The following is a 16,239-nucleotide window of genomic DNA, read 5'->3' on the forward strand; positions in this document are numbered from 1 at the left end:
TTTTTTTCTACACAAAAATAGGCTCCATAATATCTATAGGGGATTTACCCACTACAAATATTATAGAGCCTTAATAAATATGGTAGTTAATTATACACATTGAAATTTAATAGATTTTATAACTCTTATTAACTTTTTAATAAAGCACTAGAAGAGTTTCTGTTGAATCTATAGTATATATTTTTATGTTATAAAAATTGCTGCTATTACGATTTTAAATAAGTATTAGTTTACATTATAGTTTGAATTGAATTTGATGTCACGATAAAGGAAGTGACTATAGATTCTATTTTACCTCATGTTTTATTGTATAGTGTATCTTGCTTGTTTTGAACAGTATATTTTATGACATTTGTCATATTTCCTAGTGACAGAAGCTTCTAGCTCCGCTAACTTCAAAGGACTATAATTGAAGTATGAAATGGAGGAAGAAGAGATGAAAAATAAAATGATTGTCGCAATGAGCTTAATAGCAGCAGGAGTCATGACTTATCTCATGTTCTCAGGATTGGACGAAGACTTCTATCATTTTCCTTGGGAGTTGTTTGCAGGATTTGGCATGATGTCTTGGTTGATCCGAGAAGGCTTGAAATTGGTCTCAGATGTGAAAAAGGAGTTTGAAAAATGAAAAAAGCGATTCTCTATCTTTTTATTGGACTATCACTAGTGGTATGGTTGGTAGAAATGTTTACAGGTTGGTTTGATCAAGCCTTCCTTCACCAATTCATCCGTGGTGCCTGGGGACTAGGATTTATGATTTTTATCGCCTTTCCGATGGGAAAGGAGTGGCTGAAAGGAGAATATCATGAACATGATTAAGGTACAAGGCTTGCATAAAAGCATCAAGGGTAAAGCTATTTTGAAGGATATTTCCTTTGAGGTAGCTGAAGGTGAATGCGTCGCCTTGATTGGGCCAAATGGTGCTGGAAAGACAACACTCTTGGACTGTTTGCTCGGAGATAAATTAGTCTCCAGCGGTCAAGTATCCATCCAAGGCTTGCCAGTGACGAGCTCTAAGTTAGACTACACAAGATCCTACCTCCCTCAAGAAAATGTCATCGTTCAGAAATTAAAGGTAAAAGAGTTGATTGTTTTCTTTCAACGTATCTATCCAAATCCCTTGAGCGAGCAGGAAATTGATCAACTATTGCAGTTTGACCAGCAACAAAAAGAACAATTCGCAGAAAAATTGTCAGGTGGGCAGAAGCGTCTTTTCTCTTTTATCTTGACCTTAATTGGGCGACCAAAGCTTGTCTTTTTAGATGAGCCTACATCGGCCATGGATACCTCTACCCGTCAACGTTTTTGGGAAATTGTTCAGGAACTAAAAGCTAAGGGAGTTACCATTCTCTATTCCTCCCATTATATCGAAGAGGTAGAGCATACAGCGGACCGAATCTTGGTCTTGAATAAGGGAGAGTTGATTCGCGATACAACACCTCTAGCCATGCGCAGTGAGGAGATTGAAAAGCACTTTATCCTTCCTCTAGCATACAAGGAAGTCATTGAGCAGTCTAACTTGGTTGAAAACTGGTCACAAAAACAAGATGCTTTGCAAGTAGTTACACGTGAAGCGGATGCTTTTTGGCAACTGTTAGTGCAAGCAGGATGTAGGATTCAAGAAATTGAAGTCAATAATCGTAGCTTGTTGGATACAATCTTTGAAGAAACACAAAAGGGAGATGACTAAGATGAAACGATGGATCGCACTAAACAAGATAGAATTTCTATTGACCAAACGACAATTAGTCTATTATCTATTATCCGTAGGGATGCCGACAGCCTTCTATTTATTCTTTTCAGGCATGTACCAGGACACACCAGGTGGACCCGCGAATTTTATGCGTGATTACCTCATCTCCATGACGGCTTTTTCCATGATGTCGACAGCTATCTTCTCATTCCCAGCTGTTTTACATACAGATAAAATCAACAACTGGCAGAAAACATTGCGCCATACCCCTGTAAATATGGTAGAATATTATCTATCAAAGATAACAAGTATGATGGTTGATTATTTGGTCTCAATCCTGGTTGTTTTCTCAGTTGGGCATTTGGTCAGAGGTGTGGATATGCCTCTAGGAAGCTGGATTGGGGCTGCGTTCTTACTGATAGTAGGAAGTGTAGCTTTTGTAGCGCTTGGCTTGACCTTGACACTCTTGCCTTCTAGTCAGCTGATGTCTGTCGTGGGCAATCTTCTCTATCTAGGCTTGGCTGTTTTAGGCGGACTCTGGATGCCCATCTCTTTATTTCCAGACTGGATGCAAGCAATCGGAAAGTGCCTACCAACTTATCAGTTGATGGAGTTGCTCAAGACCTTCTTAAACGAGGGTGGCATCAATTTATCAGCCACAGTTTATCTACTTGTTTTTTCAGCAGTTTTGTTTGGTTTGACCATTTACCTTCAAAGTCATAAGGAGAATGCTTAATGCTTGTAAGACTGAAAAGCATAGATTATATGTATTGGGCCAGTTTGATTTTTATGGTTTTTCCCATCGTTCCTGTAGTGACTGGGGAGCTTCCTAGCTGGCATTTGTTGATTGATATTCTATTTGTCTTGGCTTACTTAGGCGTTTTAACAACTAAGAGCCAGCGTTTATCCTGGCTCTGTTGGGTTATCATGCTAGCCTATGTAGCTGGCTATACTGCCTTTGTTGGTGTAAATTATATCTGGTTCTTCTTTTTCCTTGCCAATCTCTTAATTTATCATTTCGGCGTACGTAGTTTTAATTCTTTACATGTCCGAACTTTTCTCCTTGCTCAAGTCCTTGTTGTGGGGCAACTTTTGATTTTTCAGGAAGTTGAAGTTGAGTTTCTAGTCTATCTACTTGGAATTCTCACTTTTATCGATTTAATGACTTTTGGCTTGGTTCGGATTCGCATTATCGAGGATTTGAAAGAAGCTCAGACTAAGCAAAATGCCCAGATAAATCTATTGCTTGCTGAAAATGAACGCAGTCGTATCGGTCAGGATTTGCATGATAGTCTGGGACATACCTTTGCTATGCTGAGTGTTAAGACAGATTTAGCCTTGCAGTTATTTCAGATGGAGGCTTATCCACAGGTGGAAAAGGAATTAAAAGAAATTCATCAGATCAGCAAGGATTCCATGAATGAAGTGCGAACCATTGTGGAAAATCTTAAGTCTAGAACTTTGACATCCGAACTACAGACTGTGAAAAAGATGTTAGAAATTGCTGGAATTGAGGTGGAAATAGCTAATCAACTAGACACAGCTAGCTTAACTCAGGAATTGGAGTCAACGGCTTCCATGATTTTGTTTGAATTAGTGACCAATATCATCAAACATGCTAAAGCGTCTAAAGTCTACTTAAAATTAGAACGGACAGAGAAAGAACTCATTCTAACAGTGAGAGATGATGGCTGTGGCTTTACTTCTATAAAGGGGGATGACCTCCATACAGTTCGAGATCGTGTTCTTCCATTTTCGGGAGAGGTAAAGGTAATTAGTTGGAAACAACCGACAGAAGTTCAGGTTCGACTACCTTATAAGGAGAGAAAGTAGATGAAAGTATTAGTCGCAGAAGATCAAAGTATGTTGCGAGATGCTATGTGTCAATTGCTCACGCTTCAACCAGATGTAGAGTCTGTCTTTCAAGCCAAGAATGGGCAAGAAGCAATCCAACTATTAGAAAAGGAGTCTGTAGATATCGCCATCCTTGACGTCGAAATGCCTGTTAAGACAGGTCTTGAAGTCTTGGAGTGGATTCGGGCAGAAAAGCTAGAAACAAAGGTGGTTGTGGTGACGACTTTCAAGCGCCCTGGTTATTTCGAACGTGCAGTCAAGGCTGGAGTAGATGCGTATGTCTTGAAAGAAAGAAGCATTGCAGACCTCATGCAAACTTTGCATACTGTCCTCGAAGGACGCAAGGAGTATTCGCCTGAATTGATGGAAGTAGTTATGACGCATCCCAATCCATTAACAGAGCAAGAAATCGCAGTTTTAAAGAGAATTGCTCAAGGCTTGTCTAACCAAGAAATTGCAGATCAACTTTATTTATCAAACGGAACCGTCCGAAACTATGTCACCAATATTCTTTCTAAACTAGATGCTGCTAATCGAACAGAGGCAGCTAATATTGCGAAAGAATCTGGTTGGTTGTGATGATATAATATTTTTTGAACATTATGTGCTAAAATTGATGGGATGGGATTGCATGGAACAATACCAAACTTTAGGAGGGATTTATTCCTCCTTTTCTTTCTTTTGGGAGCAATACAAACGAGCTAAAAATAACAATAAAAAAGAAAAATATCTTGACAAGCAAGGGAAAAATTTGTTACAATAATAAACGGTACTTTTTACTTTTGGTCTCTCAAGAGTGTACAGGGACGTGCTGACAAATGTTGCAAAAGTACACACAGATGATAGCTGTCACCAAGTGTATCATCACCAAAAATAAAAAAACACAGGAGAATGTAGATGCCTACAATTAACCAATTGGTTCGCAAACCGCGTAAATCAAAAGTAGAAAAATCTAAATCACCAGCTTTGAACGTTGGTTACAACAGTCATAAAAAAGTTCAAACAAACGTTTCTTCACCACAAAAACGTGGTGTTGCAACTCGTGTTGGAACAATGACACCTAAAAAACCTAACTCAGCCCTTCGTAAATTCGCTCGTGTACGTTTGAGCAACCTTATCGAAGTAACTGCCTACATCCCAGGTATCGGACACAACTTGCAAGAACACAGCGTGGTGCTTCTTCGCGGTGGACGTGTAAAAGACCTTCCAGGGGTACGTTACCATATCGTCCGTGGTGCACTTGATACTGCAGGTGTTAACGATCGTAAACAAGGCCGTTCTAAATACGGTACTAAACGTCCAAAAGCATAAGGAAAGGGGATAAAGAGAAATGAGTCGTAAAAATAGAGCTCCAAAACGTGACGTATTGCCAGATCCGCTTTACAATTCACAACTAGTTACTCGTCTTATCAACCGCGTTATGCTTGATGGTAAACGTGGTACAGCTGCTTCAATCGTTTACGGTGCCTTTGAGCAAATCAAAGAAGCTACTGGTAACGATGCACTTGAAGTATTTGAAACAGCTATGGAAAACATCATGCCTGTACTTGAAGTACGTGCACGTCGTGTTGGTGGTTCTAACTACCAAGTCCCAGTTGAAGTTCGTCCAGAACGTCGTACAACACTTGGACTTCGTTGGTTGGTAACAATCGCTCGTCTTCGTGGTGAACACACAATGCAAGACCGTCTTGCAAAAGAAATCTTGGATGCTGCTAACAACACTGGTGCAGCAGTTAAGAAACGTGAAGACACTCACCGTATGGCTGAAGCTAACCGTGCATTCGCACACTTCCGTTGGTAAAATCATGATGCTAGGAACGGTAAGGATGCAAGGTGAAAATAGGAAACTGACGCAGTATTCGACGAATACAAGGAAGTTTATCTTTTTCACACAGCATCCCGTTCCGGCTCAAATCGGCTAATTAACTTTAGCCCGAGTTCAACTCAACTTACCATCTCGTAAGTTGAAACCAACAATAGCATGAAAAGATTGAGAACGGGTAGGTCCTGCCTATCCGTTTTTATTAAAATCGTGTTATAATAGAATAGAAATCAAAAATAAATAGGAGAAATAAACCTCATGGCACGCGAATTTTCACTTGAAAAAACTCGTAATATCGGTATCATGGCTCACGTCGATGCTGGTAAAACAACAACTACTGAGCGTATTCTTTACTACACTGGTAAAATCCACAAAATCGGTGAAACTCACGAAGGTGCGTCACAAATGGACTGGATGGAGCAAGAGCAAGAACGTGGTATCACTATCACATCTGCTGCGACAACAGCTCAATGGAACAACCACCGCGTAAACATCATCGACACACCAGGACACGTGGACTTCACAATCGAAGTACAACGTTCTCTTCGTGTATTGGATGGTGCGGTTACTGTTCTTGACTCACAATCAGGTGTTGAGCCTCAAACTGAAACAGTTTGGCGTCAAGCAACTGAATATGGAGTTCCACGTATCGTATTTGCCAACAAAATGGACAAAATCGGTGCTGACTTCCTTTACTCTGTAAGCACACTTCACGACCGTCTTCAAGCAAATGCACACCCAATCCAATTGCCAATCGGTTCTGAAGATGACTTCCGTGGTATCATCGACTTGATCAAGATGAAAGCTGAAATCTATACGAACGACCTTGGTACAGATATCCTTGAAGAAGACATCCCAGCTGAATACCTTGACCAAGCTCAAGAATACCGTGAAAAATTGATCGAAGCAGTTGCTGAAACTGACGAAGAATTGATGATGAAATACCTCGAAGGTGAAGAAATCACTAACGAAGAATTGAAAGCTGGTATTCGTAAAGCGACTATCAACGTTGAATTCTTCCCAGTATTGTGTGGTTCTGCCTTCAAGAACAAAGGTGTTCAATTGATGCTTGATGCGGTTATTGACTACCTTCCAAGCCCACTTGACATCCCAGCAATCAAAGGTATCAACCCAGATACAGACGAAGAAGAAACTCGTCCAGCATCTGACGAAGAGCCATTTGCAGCTCTTGCCTTCAAGATTATGACAGACCCATTCGTAGGTCGTTTGACATTCTTCCGTGTTTATTCAGGTGTTCTTCAATCAGGTTCATACGTTTTGAACACTTCTAAAGGTAAACGTGAACGTATCGGACGTATCCTTCAAATGCACGCTAACAGCCGTCAAGAAATTGACACTGTTTACTCAGGGGATATCGCTGCTGCCGTTGGTTTGAAAGATACTACTACTGGTGACTCATTGACAGATGAAAAAGCTAAAATCATCCTTGAGTCAATCAACGTTCCAGAACCAGTTATCCAATTGATGGTTGAGCCAAAATCTAAAGCTGACCAAGACAAGATGGGTATCGCCCTTCAAAAATTGGCTGAAGAAGATCCAACATTCCGCGTTGAAACAAACGTTGAAACTGGTGAAACAGTTATCTCAGGTATGGGTGAGCTTCACCTTGACGTCCTTGTTGACCGTATGCGTCGTGAGTTCAAAGTTGAAGCGAACGTAGGTGCTCCTCAAGTATCTTACCGTGAAACATTCCGCGCTTCTACTCAAGCACGTGGATTCTTCAAACGTCAGTCTGGTGGTAAAGGTCAATTCGGTGATGTATGGATTGAATTTACTCCAAACGAAGAAGGTAAAGGATTCGAATTCGAAAACGCAATCGTCGGTGGTGTGGTTCCTCGTGAATTTATCCCAGCGGTTGAAAAAGGTTTGGTAGAATCTATGGCTAACGGTGTTCTTGCAGGTTATCCAATGGTTGACGTTAAAGCTAAGCTTTACGATGGTTCATACCACGATGTCGACTCATCTGAAACTGCCTTCAAGATCGCGGCTTCACTTGCCCTTAAAGAAGCTGCTAAATCAGCACAACCAGCTATCCTTGAGCCAATGATGCTTGTAACAATCACTGTTCCAGAAGAAAACCTTGGTGATGTTATGGGTCACGTAACTGCTCGTCGTGGACGTGTAGATGGTATGGAAGCACACGGTAACAGCCAAATCGTTCGTGCTTATGTTCCACTTGCTGAAATGTTCGGTTACGCAACAGTTCTTCGTTCTGCATCTCAAGGACGTGGTACATTCATGATGGTATTTGACCACTATGAAGATGTACCTAAGTCAGTTCAAGAAGAAATCATTAAGAAAAACAAAGGTGAAGACTAATCAGTCCTCCCTCTAGAAGGAAGTCACTTAGTGGCTTCCTTTTGTCTTTAGAAAATACCTCTAAATATGGTAAAATAGTAGGAGAATAATGTGAGGAAAATGAATGTCAAATAGTTTTGAAATTTTGATGAATCAACTAGGGATGCCTGCTGAAATGAGACAGGCTCCTGCTTTAGCACAGGCTGATATTGAGCGAGTTGTGGTTCATAAAATTAGTAAGGTATGGGAGTTTCATTTCGTATTTTCTAATATTTTACCGATTGAAATTTTTTTAGAATTAAAGAAAGGTTTGAGCGAAGAATTTTCTAAGACAGGCAATAAAGCTGTTTTCGAAATCAAGACTCTGTCTCAAGAATTTTCAAATCAACTCTTGCAGTCCTACTATAGAGAGGCTTTTTCTGAGGGGCCATGTGCTAGTCAAGGTTTTAAGTCCCTTTATCAGAATTTGCGAGTTCGTGCGGAGGGCGATCAGCTATTTATTGAAGGATCTGAGTCGATTGATAAAGAACACTTTAAGAAAAATCACCTTCCTAATTTAGCTAAACAACTTGAAAAATTTGGCTTTCCAACTTTTAATTGTCAGATCGAGAAGAATGATGTTTTGACCCAGGAGCAGGAAGAAGCCTTTCATGCTGAAAATGAGCAGATTGTTCAAGCTGCTAACGAGGAAGCACTCCGTGCTATGGAACAATTAGAACAAATGGCGCCACCTCCAGCGGAAGAGAAACCAGCCTTTGATTTTCAAGCGAAAAAAGCTGTAGCTAAACCCAAGCTGGACAAAGCGGAGATTACTCCTATGATAGAAGTGACGACGGAGGAAAATCGTCTGGTCTTTGAAGGGGTTGTGTTTGATGTGGAGCAAAAAGTGACCAGAACAGGGCGTGTTTTGATCAATTTTAAAATGACGGACTATACTTCAAGTTTTTCGATGCAAAAGTGGGTTAAGAACGAGGAAGAGGCCCAGAAGTTTGATCTAATTAAGAAAAATTCTTGGCTCCGAGTGCGTGGAAATGTGGAGATGAATAACTTCACACATGATTTGACTATGAACGTGCAGGATGTGCAGGAAGTTGTTCACTATGAGCGCAAGGATTTGATGCCAGAAGGTGAGCGTCGGGTTGAGTTTCACGCTCATACTAACATGTCGACCATGGATGCTCTGCCAGAGGTCGAAGAAATCGTTGCGACAGCTGCTAAGTGGGGACACAAGGCGGTTGCCATCACGGACCATGGGAATGTCCAGTCCTTCCCACACGGCTATAAGGCGGCCAAAAAAGCGGGAATTCAGCTAATCTATGGAATGGAAGCCAATATCGTGGAGGACCGTGTCCCTATCGTCTATAACGAAGTGGAGATGGACTTGTCAGAAGCGACCTACGTGGTTTTTGACGTGGAAACGACAGGACTTTCAGCTATCTATAATGATTTGATTCAGGTTGCGGCCTCTAAGATGTACAAGGGGAATGTCATTGCTGAATTCGATGAATTTATTAACCCTGGGCATCCCTTGTCAGCTTTTACTACTGAGTTGACTGGAATTACAGATGATCATGTCAAAAATGCCAAACCACTGGAACAAGTTTTACAGGAATTCCAAGAATTCTGCAAGAATACTGTCCTAGTCGCTCACAATGCGACCTTTGACGTTGGCTTTATGAATGCCAATTATGAGCGTTATGGTCTGCCAAAGATTAGCCAGCCAGTTATTGATACGCTGGAGTTTGCTAGAAACCTCTATCCTGAGTATAAACGTCATGGTTTGGGACCTTTGACCAAGCGTTTTGGTGTGGCTTTGGAACATCACCACATGGCCAATTACGATGCGGAAGCTACAGGTCGCCTGCTTTTCATCTTTATCAAAGAAGTAGCAGAAAAACATGGTGTGACCGATCTAGCTAGACTCAACATTGATTTGATTAGTCCAGATTCTTATAAAAAAGCTCGGATTAAACATGCTACCATTTATGTCAAGAATCAAGTAGGGTTAAAAAATATCTTTAAACTGGTTTCTTTATCCAATACTAAGTACTTTGAAGGGGTGCCACGGATTCCAAGAACGGTTTTAGATGCCCATCGGGAAGGCTTGATTTTAGGATCAGCTTGCTCTGAGGGTGAAGTTTTTGATGCAGTCGTTTCCCAAGGTGTGGATGCGGCGGTTGAGGTGGCCAAGTATTATGACTTTATCGAGGTTATGCCACCGGCTATTTATGCACCATTGATTGCCAAGGAGCAGGTCAAGGATATGGAGGAACTCCAGACCATTATCAAAAGCTTGATAGAAGTGGGAGACCGTCTTGGTAAGCCTGTTCTGGCTACCGGAAATGTTCACTATATCGAACCGGAAGAAGAGATTTATCGTGAAATTATCGTCCGTAGTTTGGGACAGGGGGCTATGATTAACCGAACTATTGGTCACGGTGAACATGCCCAATCAGCTCCTCTGCCAAAAGCCCATTTTAGAACGACCAATGAGATGTTGGATGAATTTGCCTTCTTGGGAGAGGAATTAGCTCGGAAACTAGTTATTGACAACACCAATGCCTTGGCAGAAATCTTTGAACCTGTTGAGGTTGTTAAGGGGGATTTGTATACGCCTTTCATCGACAAGGCTGAAGAAACAGTTGCCGAGTTGACCTATAAGAAGGCCTTTGAGATTTATGGAAATCCACTGCCAGATATTGTTGATTTACGAATTGAAAAAGAATTGACTTCCATTCTGGGGAATGGATTTGCCGTGATTTACCTGGCTTCCCAGATGTTGGTGCAACGTTCCAATGAACGGGGTTACTTGGTTGGTTCTCGTGGATCTGTTGGTTCCAGTTTTGTTGCGACCATGATTGGAATTACAGAGGTCAATCCTCTATCTCCTCACTATGTCTGTGGTCAGTGTCAGTACAGCGAATTTATCACCGATGGTTCTTACGGTTCAGGTTTTGATATGCCCAATAAGGACTGTCCAAAATGTGGTCACAAACTCAGCAAAAACGGACAGGATATTCCTTTCGAGACCTTCCTTGGTTTTGATGGGGACAAGGTTCCCGATATTGACTTGAACTTCTCGGGAGAAGACCAGCCTAGCGCCCACTTGGATGTGCGTGATATTTTTGGTGAGGAATATGCCTTCCGTGCAGGAACGGTTGGTACGGTGGCTGCCAAGACTGCTTATGGATTTGTCAAGGGTTACGAGCGAGATTATGGCAAGTTTTATCGTGATGCAGAGGTGGAACGTCTTGCTCAAGGCGCTGCCGGTGTCAAGCGTACAACAGGACAACACCCGGGGGGAATCGTTGTTATTCCTAACTACATGGATGTTTACGACTTTACGCCTGTCCAGTATCCAGCAGATGACGTGACGGCTGAATGGCAGACCACTCACTTTAACTTCCATGATATCGATGAGAATGTCCTCAAGCTTGATGTACTGGGACACGATGATCCAACAATGATTCGGAAACTTCAGGACTTGTCTGGTATTGACCCTAATGAAATTCCTATGGATGATGAGGGAGTTATGGCTCTCTTTTCTGGGACTGATGTGTTAGGGGTAACACCTGAGCAAATCGGAACGCCTACGGGTATGTTGGGGATTCCAGAGTTTGGGACCAACTTTGTACGAGGGATGGTAGACGAGACGCATCCGACGACTTTTGCGGAATTGCTTCAGCTTTCAGGTCTATCCCACGGTACCGACGTTTGGCTGGGCAATGCCCAGGATCTGATAAAGCAAGGGATTGCGGACCTATCGACTGTTATCGGTTGTCGGGACGACATCATGGTTTACCTCATGCACGCGGGTCTAGAACCAAAGATGGCCTTTACCATCATGGAGCGAGTACGTAAGGGCTTGTGGTTGAAGATTTCCGAAGAGGAGCGAAATGGCTATATCGAAGCCATGAAGGCCAATAAGGTGCCAGAGTGGTATATCGAGTCCTGTGGGAAAATTAAGTACATGTTCCCTAAAGCTCATGCGGCAGCCTACGTTATGATGGCCCTTCGTGTAGCTTACTTCAAGGTCCATCATCCGATTTATTATTACTGTGCTTACTTCTCCATTCGTGCCAAGGCCTTTGATATCAAGACTATGGGTGCGAGCTTGGATGCCATCAAACGCAGAATGGCAGAAATCGCTGAAAAACGGAAGAACAATGAAGCGTCCAATGTAGAAATTGACCTCTACACAACACTTGAAATCGTCAATGAGATGTGGGAACGTGGTTTCAAGTTTGGGAAGTTAGACCTCTACCGTAGTGATGCGACTGAATTCATCATTGACGGAGATACACTGATTCCACCATTTGTTGCTATGGATGGTCTGGGAGAGAACGTTGCCAAGCAGTTAGTTCGAGCGCGTGAAGAGGGAGAATTTCTTTCTAAAACAGAATTGCGTAAGCGTGGTGGACTCTCATCAACTTTGGTTGAAAAGATGGATGAAATGGGCATTCTCGGCAATATGCCAGAGGATAACCAGTTGAGTTTGTTTGATGAATTGTTTTAAAAAAAATTAACAGACGGACAAATAGTCACATAATTTTTGAATAAAAACTAAAAAATATAGAAAAGAGATAACAGAATGGTTTTACCAAATTTTAAAGAAAATCTAGAAAAATACGCGAAATTGTTGGTTGCGAACGGAATTAACGTGCAGCCTGGCCACACTTTGGCGCTTTCTATCGATGTGGAGCAACGTGAGTTGGCGCATCTAATCGTGAAGGAAGCTTATGCTTTGGGTGCGCATGAGGTTATTGTTCAGTGGACAGATGATGTCATTAACCGTGAGAAATTCCTCCATGCGCCGTTGGAGCGTCTGGACAATGTGCCAGAATACAAGATTGCTGAGATGAACTATCTTTTGGAGAACAAAGCTAGCCGTCTTGGAGTTCGTTCTTCTGACCCAGGTGCCTTGAACGGAGTGGACGCTGATAAGCTTTCAGCTTCTGCTAAAGCTATGGGACTTGCCATGAAGCCAATGCGTATCGCAACTCAATCCAACAAGGTTAGCTGGACTGTAGCAGCCGCTGCTGGACTTGAGTGGGCTAAGAAAGTCTTTCCAAATGCTGCGAGCAACGAAGAAGCAGTCGATCTCCTTTGGGACCAAATCTTCAAAACTTGCCGTGTCTACGAAGAAGATCCTGTTAAGGCTTGGGAAGAGCATGCAGCTATCCTTAAGAGCAAGGCAGATATGCTTAATAAAGAACAATTTTCAGCCCTTCACTACACAGCGCCAGGGACCGATTTGACCCTTGGATTGCCGAAGAACCACGTTTGGGAATCAGCTGGTGCTATCAATGCACAGGGCGAAGGATTCTTGCCAAATATGCCGACAGAGGAAGTCTTCACAGCGCCTGACTTCCGTCGTGCAGATGGTTATGTCACTTCTACAAAACCGCTTAGCTATAATGGAAATATCATCGAAGGAATTAAAGTAACCTTCAAGGATGGACAAATCGTGGATATCACTGCAGAAAAAGGCGATCAAGTTATGAAGGACCTTGTCTTTGAAAATGCGGGTGCGCGTGCCTTGGGTGAATGTGCCTTGGTACCAGATCCAAGCCCAATTTCTCAGTCAGGCATTACCTTCTTTAATACTCTTTTCGATGAGAATGCTTCAAACCATTTGGCTATTGGTGCAGCCTATGCAACTAGTGTTGTTGGTGGAGCGGAGATGAGCGAAGAAGAACTTGAAGCTGCGGGACTTAACCGTTCAGATGTTCACGTGGACTTTATGATTGGTTCTAATCAGATGGATATCGATGGTATCCGTGAGGATGGGACACGTGTACCACTCTTCCGTAAAGGAGATTGGGCAAATTAAGGAGATAATATGTTAGGAAGTATGTTCGTTGGTCTCCTAGTGGGATTTTTAGCAGGTACTCTGACCAATCGTGGAGAGCGAATGGGATGTTTTGGAAAAATGTTTCTAGGCTGGATTGGTGCCTTTTTGGGACACTTGCTTTTTGGAACTTGGGGGCCAGTTTTATCAGGAACAGCTATTATCCCAGCAATTTTAGGAGCCATGATTGTCTTAGCGATTTTCTGGAGACGAGGAAGTTAATTTCTTAAATCTGATACTCAATGAAAATCACAGAGCAAACTACGAAACTAGCCGCAGGTTGCTCAAAGCACTGTTTTGAGGTTGTAGATATAACTGACGAAGTCAGCTCAAAACACTGTTTTGAGGTTGCAGATAGAACTGACGAAGTCAGTAACATATATACTGCAAGGCGACGTTGACGCGGTTTGAAGAGATTTTTGAAGAGTATGAAATGAAAAGGAGGTTGGTCATTGAGACAGCCTCCTTTTGATATGATATAATAGTTCTATGAGATTAGATAAATTTTTAGTTGCCTGTGCTGTGGGAAGTCGGACTGAGGTCAAAAACTTGCTCAAGGCTGGGCGCGTGACGGTAAATAGTAAAAAAGAAAAATCAGCTAAATTGCAGATTGATGAAGAAAGAGATGAGATTCGCTTTGATGGGCAAGTGTTGGAGTATGAAGAGTTTGTCTACTACATGATGAACAAGCCCAAAGGAGTTATCTCAGCGACTGAGGATCCTAAGCACAGAACAGTTCTGGACTTGCTGGATGTTATTGCTCAGAGCAAGGAAGTTTTCCCAGTAGGGCGCTTGGATATTGACACGCATGGTCTTTTACTCTTGACCAATAATGGTCAGCTGGCTCATGCTCTTCTTTCGCCCAAGCGTCATGTGGACAAGACCTATTTGGCTCAGGTCAAGGGAATTATGGCCCAAGAAGATGTGGAGATATTTGCCAAGGGCATTCCGCTCAAAGACTTTACCTGTCAGCCCGCTAGACTGGAGATTCTTTCCACAGATGCAGAAAAGAATCAGAGTCAAATCCGTGTGACTATTGCAGAAGGGAAGTTTCATCAGGTCAAGCGTATGGTGGCCTACTGTGGCAAGGAAGTGGTGGATTTGCAACGTTTGACTATGGGAACTCTAGTATTGGATGAGAACATGCAGCGAGGAGAATGGCGTCGCTTGACCAAGGAAGAATTAGAAGTTCTCCTTGCAAGTATTGCTTAGTTTGGTTTATATTCGAAAAAGGTGAGGGAGAAAGTCCTTGCCTTTTATGTTTTTCAGTTGCTTCCTTTGTGAAAAGAGTTATAATAGACTGTAGAATAAAAGGAGGAATCTATGAACGCGATTCAAGAATCATTTACTGATAAACTATTTGCCAATTATGAAGCAAATGTAAAATACCAAGCGATTGAAAATGCTGCTAGCCACAACGGAATTTTTGCAGCCCTAGAACGTCGCCAAAGCCATGTAGACAACACCCCTGTTTTCTCATTGGATTTGACCAAGGACAAGGTTACTAACCAGAAAGCATCTGGTCGTTGCTGGATGTTTGCGGCTCTCAACACCTTCCGCCACAAACTCATTTCACAATATAAATTGGAAAATTTTGAGTTGTCACAGGCCCACACCTTCTTCTGGGACAAGTATGAGAAATCCAACTGGTTCTTGGAGCAAGTCATTGCGACTGCAGACCAAGATTTGACGAGCCGTAAGGTTAAATTCCTACTCCAAACTCCACAACAAGATGGCGGTCAATGGGATATGGTTGTTTCTCTCTTTGAGAAATATGGTGTCGTTCCTAAGTCTGTTTATCCAGAGTCTGTTTCATCTAGCAGCAGTCGTGAGCTAAATGCCATTCTCAACAAATTGCTTCGTCAAGATGCTCAAATCTTGCGTGACTTGCTTGCTTCTGGCGCAGACCAAGCGACTGTTCAAGCTAAGAAAGAAGATCTTTTGCAAGAAATTTTTAACTTCCTTGCTATGTCATTGGGTCTTCCACCACGTACATTTGACTTTGCTTATCGCGATAAGGATAACAACTACCAAAGTGAAAAGGGCATTACACCACAAGAGTTTTACAAGAAATATGTTAATCTTCCACTAGAAGACTACGTTTCTGTTATCAATGCTCCAACTGCTGACAAGCCTTACGGCCAATCTTACACAGTTGAGATGTTAGGAAATGTGGTTGGTAGCCGTGCGGTTCGTTACATCAACGTGCCGATGGAGCGCTTGAAAGAGTTGGCAATTGCTCAAATGCAAGCAGGTGAGACTGTTTGGTTTGGTTCTGATGTCGGCCAGCTCAGCAACCGTAAGGCTGGAATCCTTGCGACAGATGTTTATGACTTTGAATCAAGCATGGACATTAAACTCACTCAAGACAAGGCTGGACGTCTGGACTACAGTGAAAGCTTGATGACCCACGCCATGGTCTTGACAGGTGTTGATTTGGACGAAAATGGCAAGTCAACCAAGTGGAAGGTTGAAAACTCATGGGGAGACAAGGTCGGTACAGATGGTTACTTTGTTGCCTCAGACGCTTGGATGGACGAATACACATACCAAATCGTTGTCCGTAAAGAATTGCTGACAGCAGCAGAACAAGCTGCCTATGAAGCAGAACCAATTGTACTCGCACCATGGGATCCAATGGGTGCCTTGGCCGAATAAAAGTATAGAAAAAAGGAATCAGATTTTAGAACCTGATTCCTT

The 16,239-nt window shown here is 42.3% G+C and carries 15 protein-coding genes; all 15 read left to right on the forward strand.

Going from position 1 to position 16,239, the window contains the following annotated elements:
- The first annotated feature begins 421 nt into the window (after positions 1-421).
- The 15 genes from QP439_RS06390 to pepC all read left to right on the forward strand — a co-directional run bounded on the left by QP439_RS06390 (position 422) and on the right by pepC (position 16,197).
- Positions 422-628 (forward strand): hypothetical protein, encoded by a 207-nt coding sequence (locus QP439_RS06390; protein ID WP_031237547.1) that lies wholly within the window; start codon positions 422-424, stop codon positions 626-628.
- A complete protein-coding gene (locus QP439_RS06395; protein ID WP_006146175.1) occupies positions 625-819 on the forward strand; it encodes a hypothetical protein in 195 nt (64 codons plus the stop codon). Before QP439_RS06390 ends, QP439_RS06395 begins: the two co-directional genes overlap by 4 nt.
- Entirely contained in the window at positions 806-1,690 is an 885-nt protein-coding gene (locus QP439_RS06400; RefSeq protein ID WP_261028381.1) for an ABC transporter ATP-binding protein, read from the forward strand. Before QP439_RS06395 ends, QP439_RS06400 begins: the two co-directional genes overlap by 14 nt.
- 1 nt (position 1,691) lies before the next feature.
- Entirely contained in the window at positions 1,692-2,429 is a 738-nt protein-coding gene (locus tag QP439_RS06405) for an ABC transporter permease (RefSeq protein WP_261028380.1), read from the forward strand.
- Positions 2,429-3,526 carry a sensor histidine kinase gene (locus tag QP439_RS06410; protein WP_285388779.1) on the forward strand — a complete coding sequence of 366 codons (1,098 nt, stop codon included), beginning with the start codon at positions 2,429-2,431 and terminating at the stop codon, positions 3,524-3,526. The genes QP439_RS06405 and QP439_RS06410 overlap by 1 nt, the downstream gene beginning before the upstream one ends.
- Complete coding sequence (locus tag QP439_RS06415; RefSeq protein WP_261047574.1) at positions 3,527-4,126, forward strand: response regulator transcription factor; 600 nt, start codon at positions 3,527-3,529, stop codon at positions 4,124-4,126.
- 52 nt (positions 4,127-4,178) lie between these two features.
- Complete coding sequence (locus QP439_RS06420) at positions 4,179-4,310, forward strand: hypothetical protein (RefSeq protein ID WP_261047573.1); 132 nt, start codon at positions 4,179-4,181, stop codon at positions 4,308-4,310.
- A 134-nt stretch (positions 4,311-4,444) separates the two neighbouring features.
- Complete coding sequence (gene rpsL, locus QP439_RS06425) at positions 4,445-4,858, forward strand: 30S ribosomal protein S12 (RefSeq protein WP_001142332.1); 414 nt, start codon at positions 4,445-4,447, stop codon at positions 4,856-4,858.
- A 19-nt stretch (positions 4,859-4,877) separates the two neighbouring features.
- Positions 4,878-5,348: a 30S ribosomal protein S7 gene (rpsG, locus tag QP439_RS06430; protein ID WP_000087873.1), complete on the forward strand. Its 471-nt coding sequence runs from the start codon at positions 4,878-4,880 to the stop codon at positions 5,346-5,348.
- A 279-nt stretch (positions 5,349-5,627) separates the two neighbouring features.
- Complete coding sequence (gene fusA / locus QP439_RS06435) at positions 5,628-7,709, forward strand: elongation factor G (protein WP_000090348.1); 2,082 nt, start codon at positions 5,628-5,630, stop codon at positions 7,707-7,709.
- A gap of 103 nt (positions 7,710-7,812) precedes the next feature.
- Positions 7,813-12,204 (forward strand): PolC-type DNA polymerase III, encoded by a 4,392-nt coding sequence (locus QP439_RS06440; RefSeq protein ID WP_261122119.1) that lies wholly within the window; start codon positions 7,813-7,815, stop codon positions 12,202-12,204.
- Between the two features lie 75 nt (positions 12,205-12,279).
- Positions 12,280-13,521 carry an aminopeptidase gene (locus QP439_RS06445; protein WP_285388794.1) on the forward strand — a complete coding sequence of 414 codons (1,242 nt, stop codon included), beginning with the start codon at positions 12,280-12,282 and terminating at the stop codon, positions 13,519-13,521.
- 9 nt (positions 13,522-13,530) lie between these two features.
- Positions 13,531-13,761 carry a GlsB/YeaQ/YmgE family stress response membrane protein gene (locus QP439_RS06450; RefSeq protein ID WP_102210844.1) on the forward strand — a complete coding sequence of 77 codons (231 nt, stop codon included), beginning with the start codon at positions 13,531-13,533 and terminating at the stop codon, positions 13,759-13,761.
- Between the two features lie 267 nt (positions 13,762-14,028).
- On the forward strand, positions 14,029-14,751 hold the full coding sequence (locus QP439_RS06455) for a pseudouridine synthase (RefSeq protein WP_049551199.1): 723 nt from the start codon (positions 14,029-14,031) through the stop codon (positions 14,749-14,751).
- 111 nt (positions 14,752-14,862) lie between these two features.
- Positions 14,863-16,197: an aminopeptidase C gene (gene pepC, locus QP439_RS06460; RefSeq protein ID WP_020903069.1), complete on the forward strand. Its 1,335-nt coding sequence runs from the start codon at positions 14,863-14,865 to the stop codon at positions 16,195-16,197.
- The last annotated feature ends 42 nt before the right edge of the window (positions 16,198-16,239 follow it).

This window comes from Streptococcus sp. UMB1203 (genome assembly GCF_030217725.1).
Classification (GTDB): domain Bacteria; phylum Bacillota; class Bacilli; order Lactobacillales; family Streptococcaceae; genus Streptococcus.

Excerpts from the sequence above, each read along its gene's own strand:
- rpsL (WP_001142332.1), top strand. The coding sequence starts at position 4,445 with ATGCCTACAATTAACCAATTGGTTCGCAAACCGCGTAAATCAAAAGTA.
- fusA (WP_000090348.1), top strand. The coding sequence starts at position 5,628 with ATGGCACGCGAATTTTCACTTGAAAAAACTCGTAATATCGGTATCATG.
- QP439_RS06455 (WP_049551199.1), top strand. The coding sequence starts at position 14,029 with ATGAGATTAGATAAATTTTTAGTTGCCTGTGCTGTGGGAAGTCGGACT.
- QP439_RS06445 (WP_285388794.1), top strand. The coding sequence starts at position 12,280 with ATGGTTTTACCAAATTTTAAAGAAAATCTAGAAAAATACGCGAAATTG.
- rpsG (WP_000087873.1), top strand. The coding sequence starts at position 4,878 with ATGAGTCGTAAAAATAGAGCTCCAAAACGTGACGTATTGCCAGATCCG.
- QP439_RS06450 (WP_102210844.1), top strand. The coding sequence starts at position 13,531 with ATGTTAGGAAGTATGTTCGTTGGTCTCCTAGTGGGATTTTTAGCAGGT.
- QP439_RS06390 (WP_031237547.1), top strand. The coding sequence starts at position 422 with ATGGAGGAAGAAGAGATGAAAAATAAAATGATTGTCGCAATGAGCTTA.
- QP439_RS06420 (WP_261047573.1), top strand. The coding sequence starts at position 4,179 with ATGGAACAATACCAAACTTTAGGAGGGATTTATTCCTCCTTTTCTTTC.
- QP439_RS06400 (WP_261028381.1), top strand. The coding sequence starts at position 806 with ATGAACATGATTAAGGTACAAGGCTTGCATAAAAGCATCAAGGGTAAA.
- QP439_RS06405 (WP_261028380.1), top strand. The coding sequence starts at position 1,692 with ATGAAACGATGGATCGCACTAAACAAGATAGAATTTCTATTGACCAAA.
- pepC (WP_020903069.1), top strand. The coding sequence starts at position 14,863 with ATGAACGCGATTCAAGAATCATTTACTGATAAACTATTTGCCAATTAT.
- QP439_RS06440 (WP_261122119.1), top strand. The coding sequence starts at position 7,813 with ATGTCAAATAGTTTTGAAATTTTGATGAATCAACTAGGGATGCCTGCT.
- QP439_RS06395 (WP_006146175.1), top strand. The coding sequence starts at position 625 with ATGAAAAAAGCGATTCTCTATCTTTTTATTGGACTATCACTAGTGGTA.
- QP439_RS06415 (WP_261047574.1), top strand. The coding sequence starts at position 3,527 with ATGAAAGTATTAGTCGCAGAAGATCAAAGTATGTTGCGAGATGCTATG.
- QP439_RS06410 (WP_285388779.1), top strand. The coding sequence starts at position 2,429 with ATGCTTGTAAGACTGAAAAGCATAGATTATATGTATTGGGCCAGTTTG.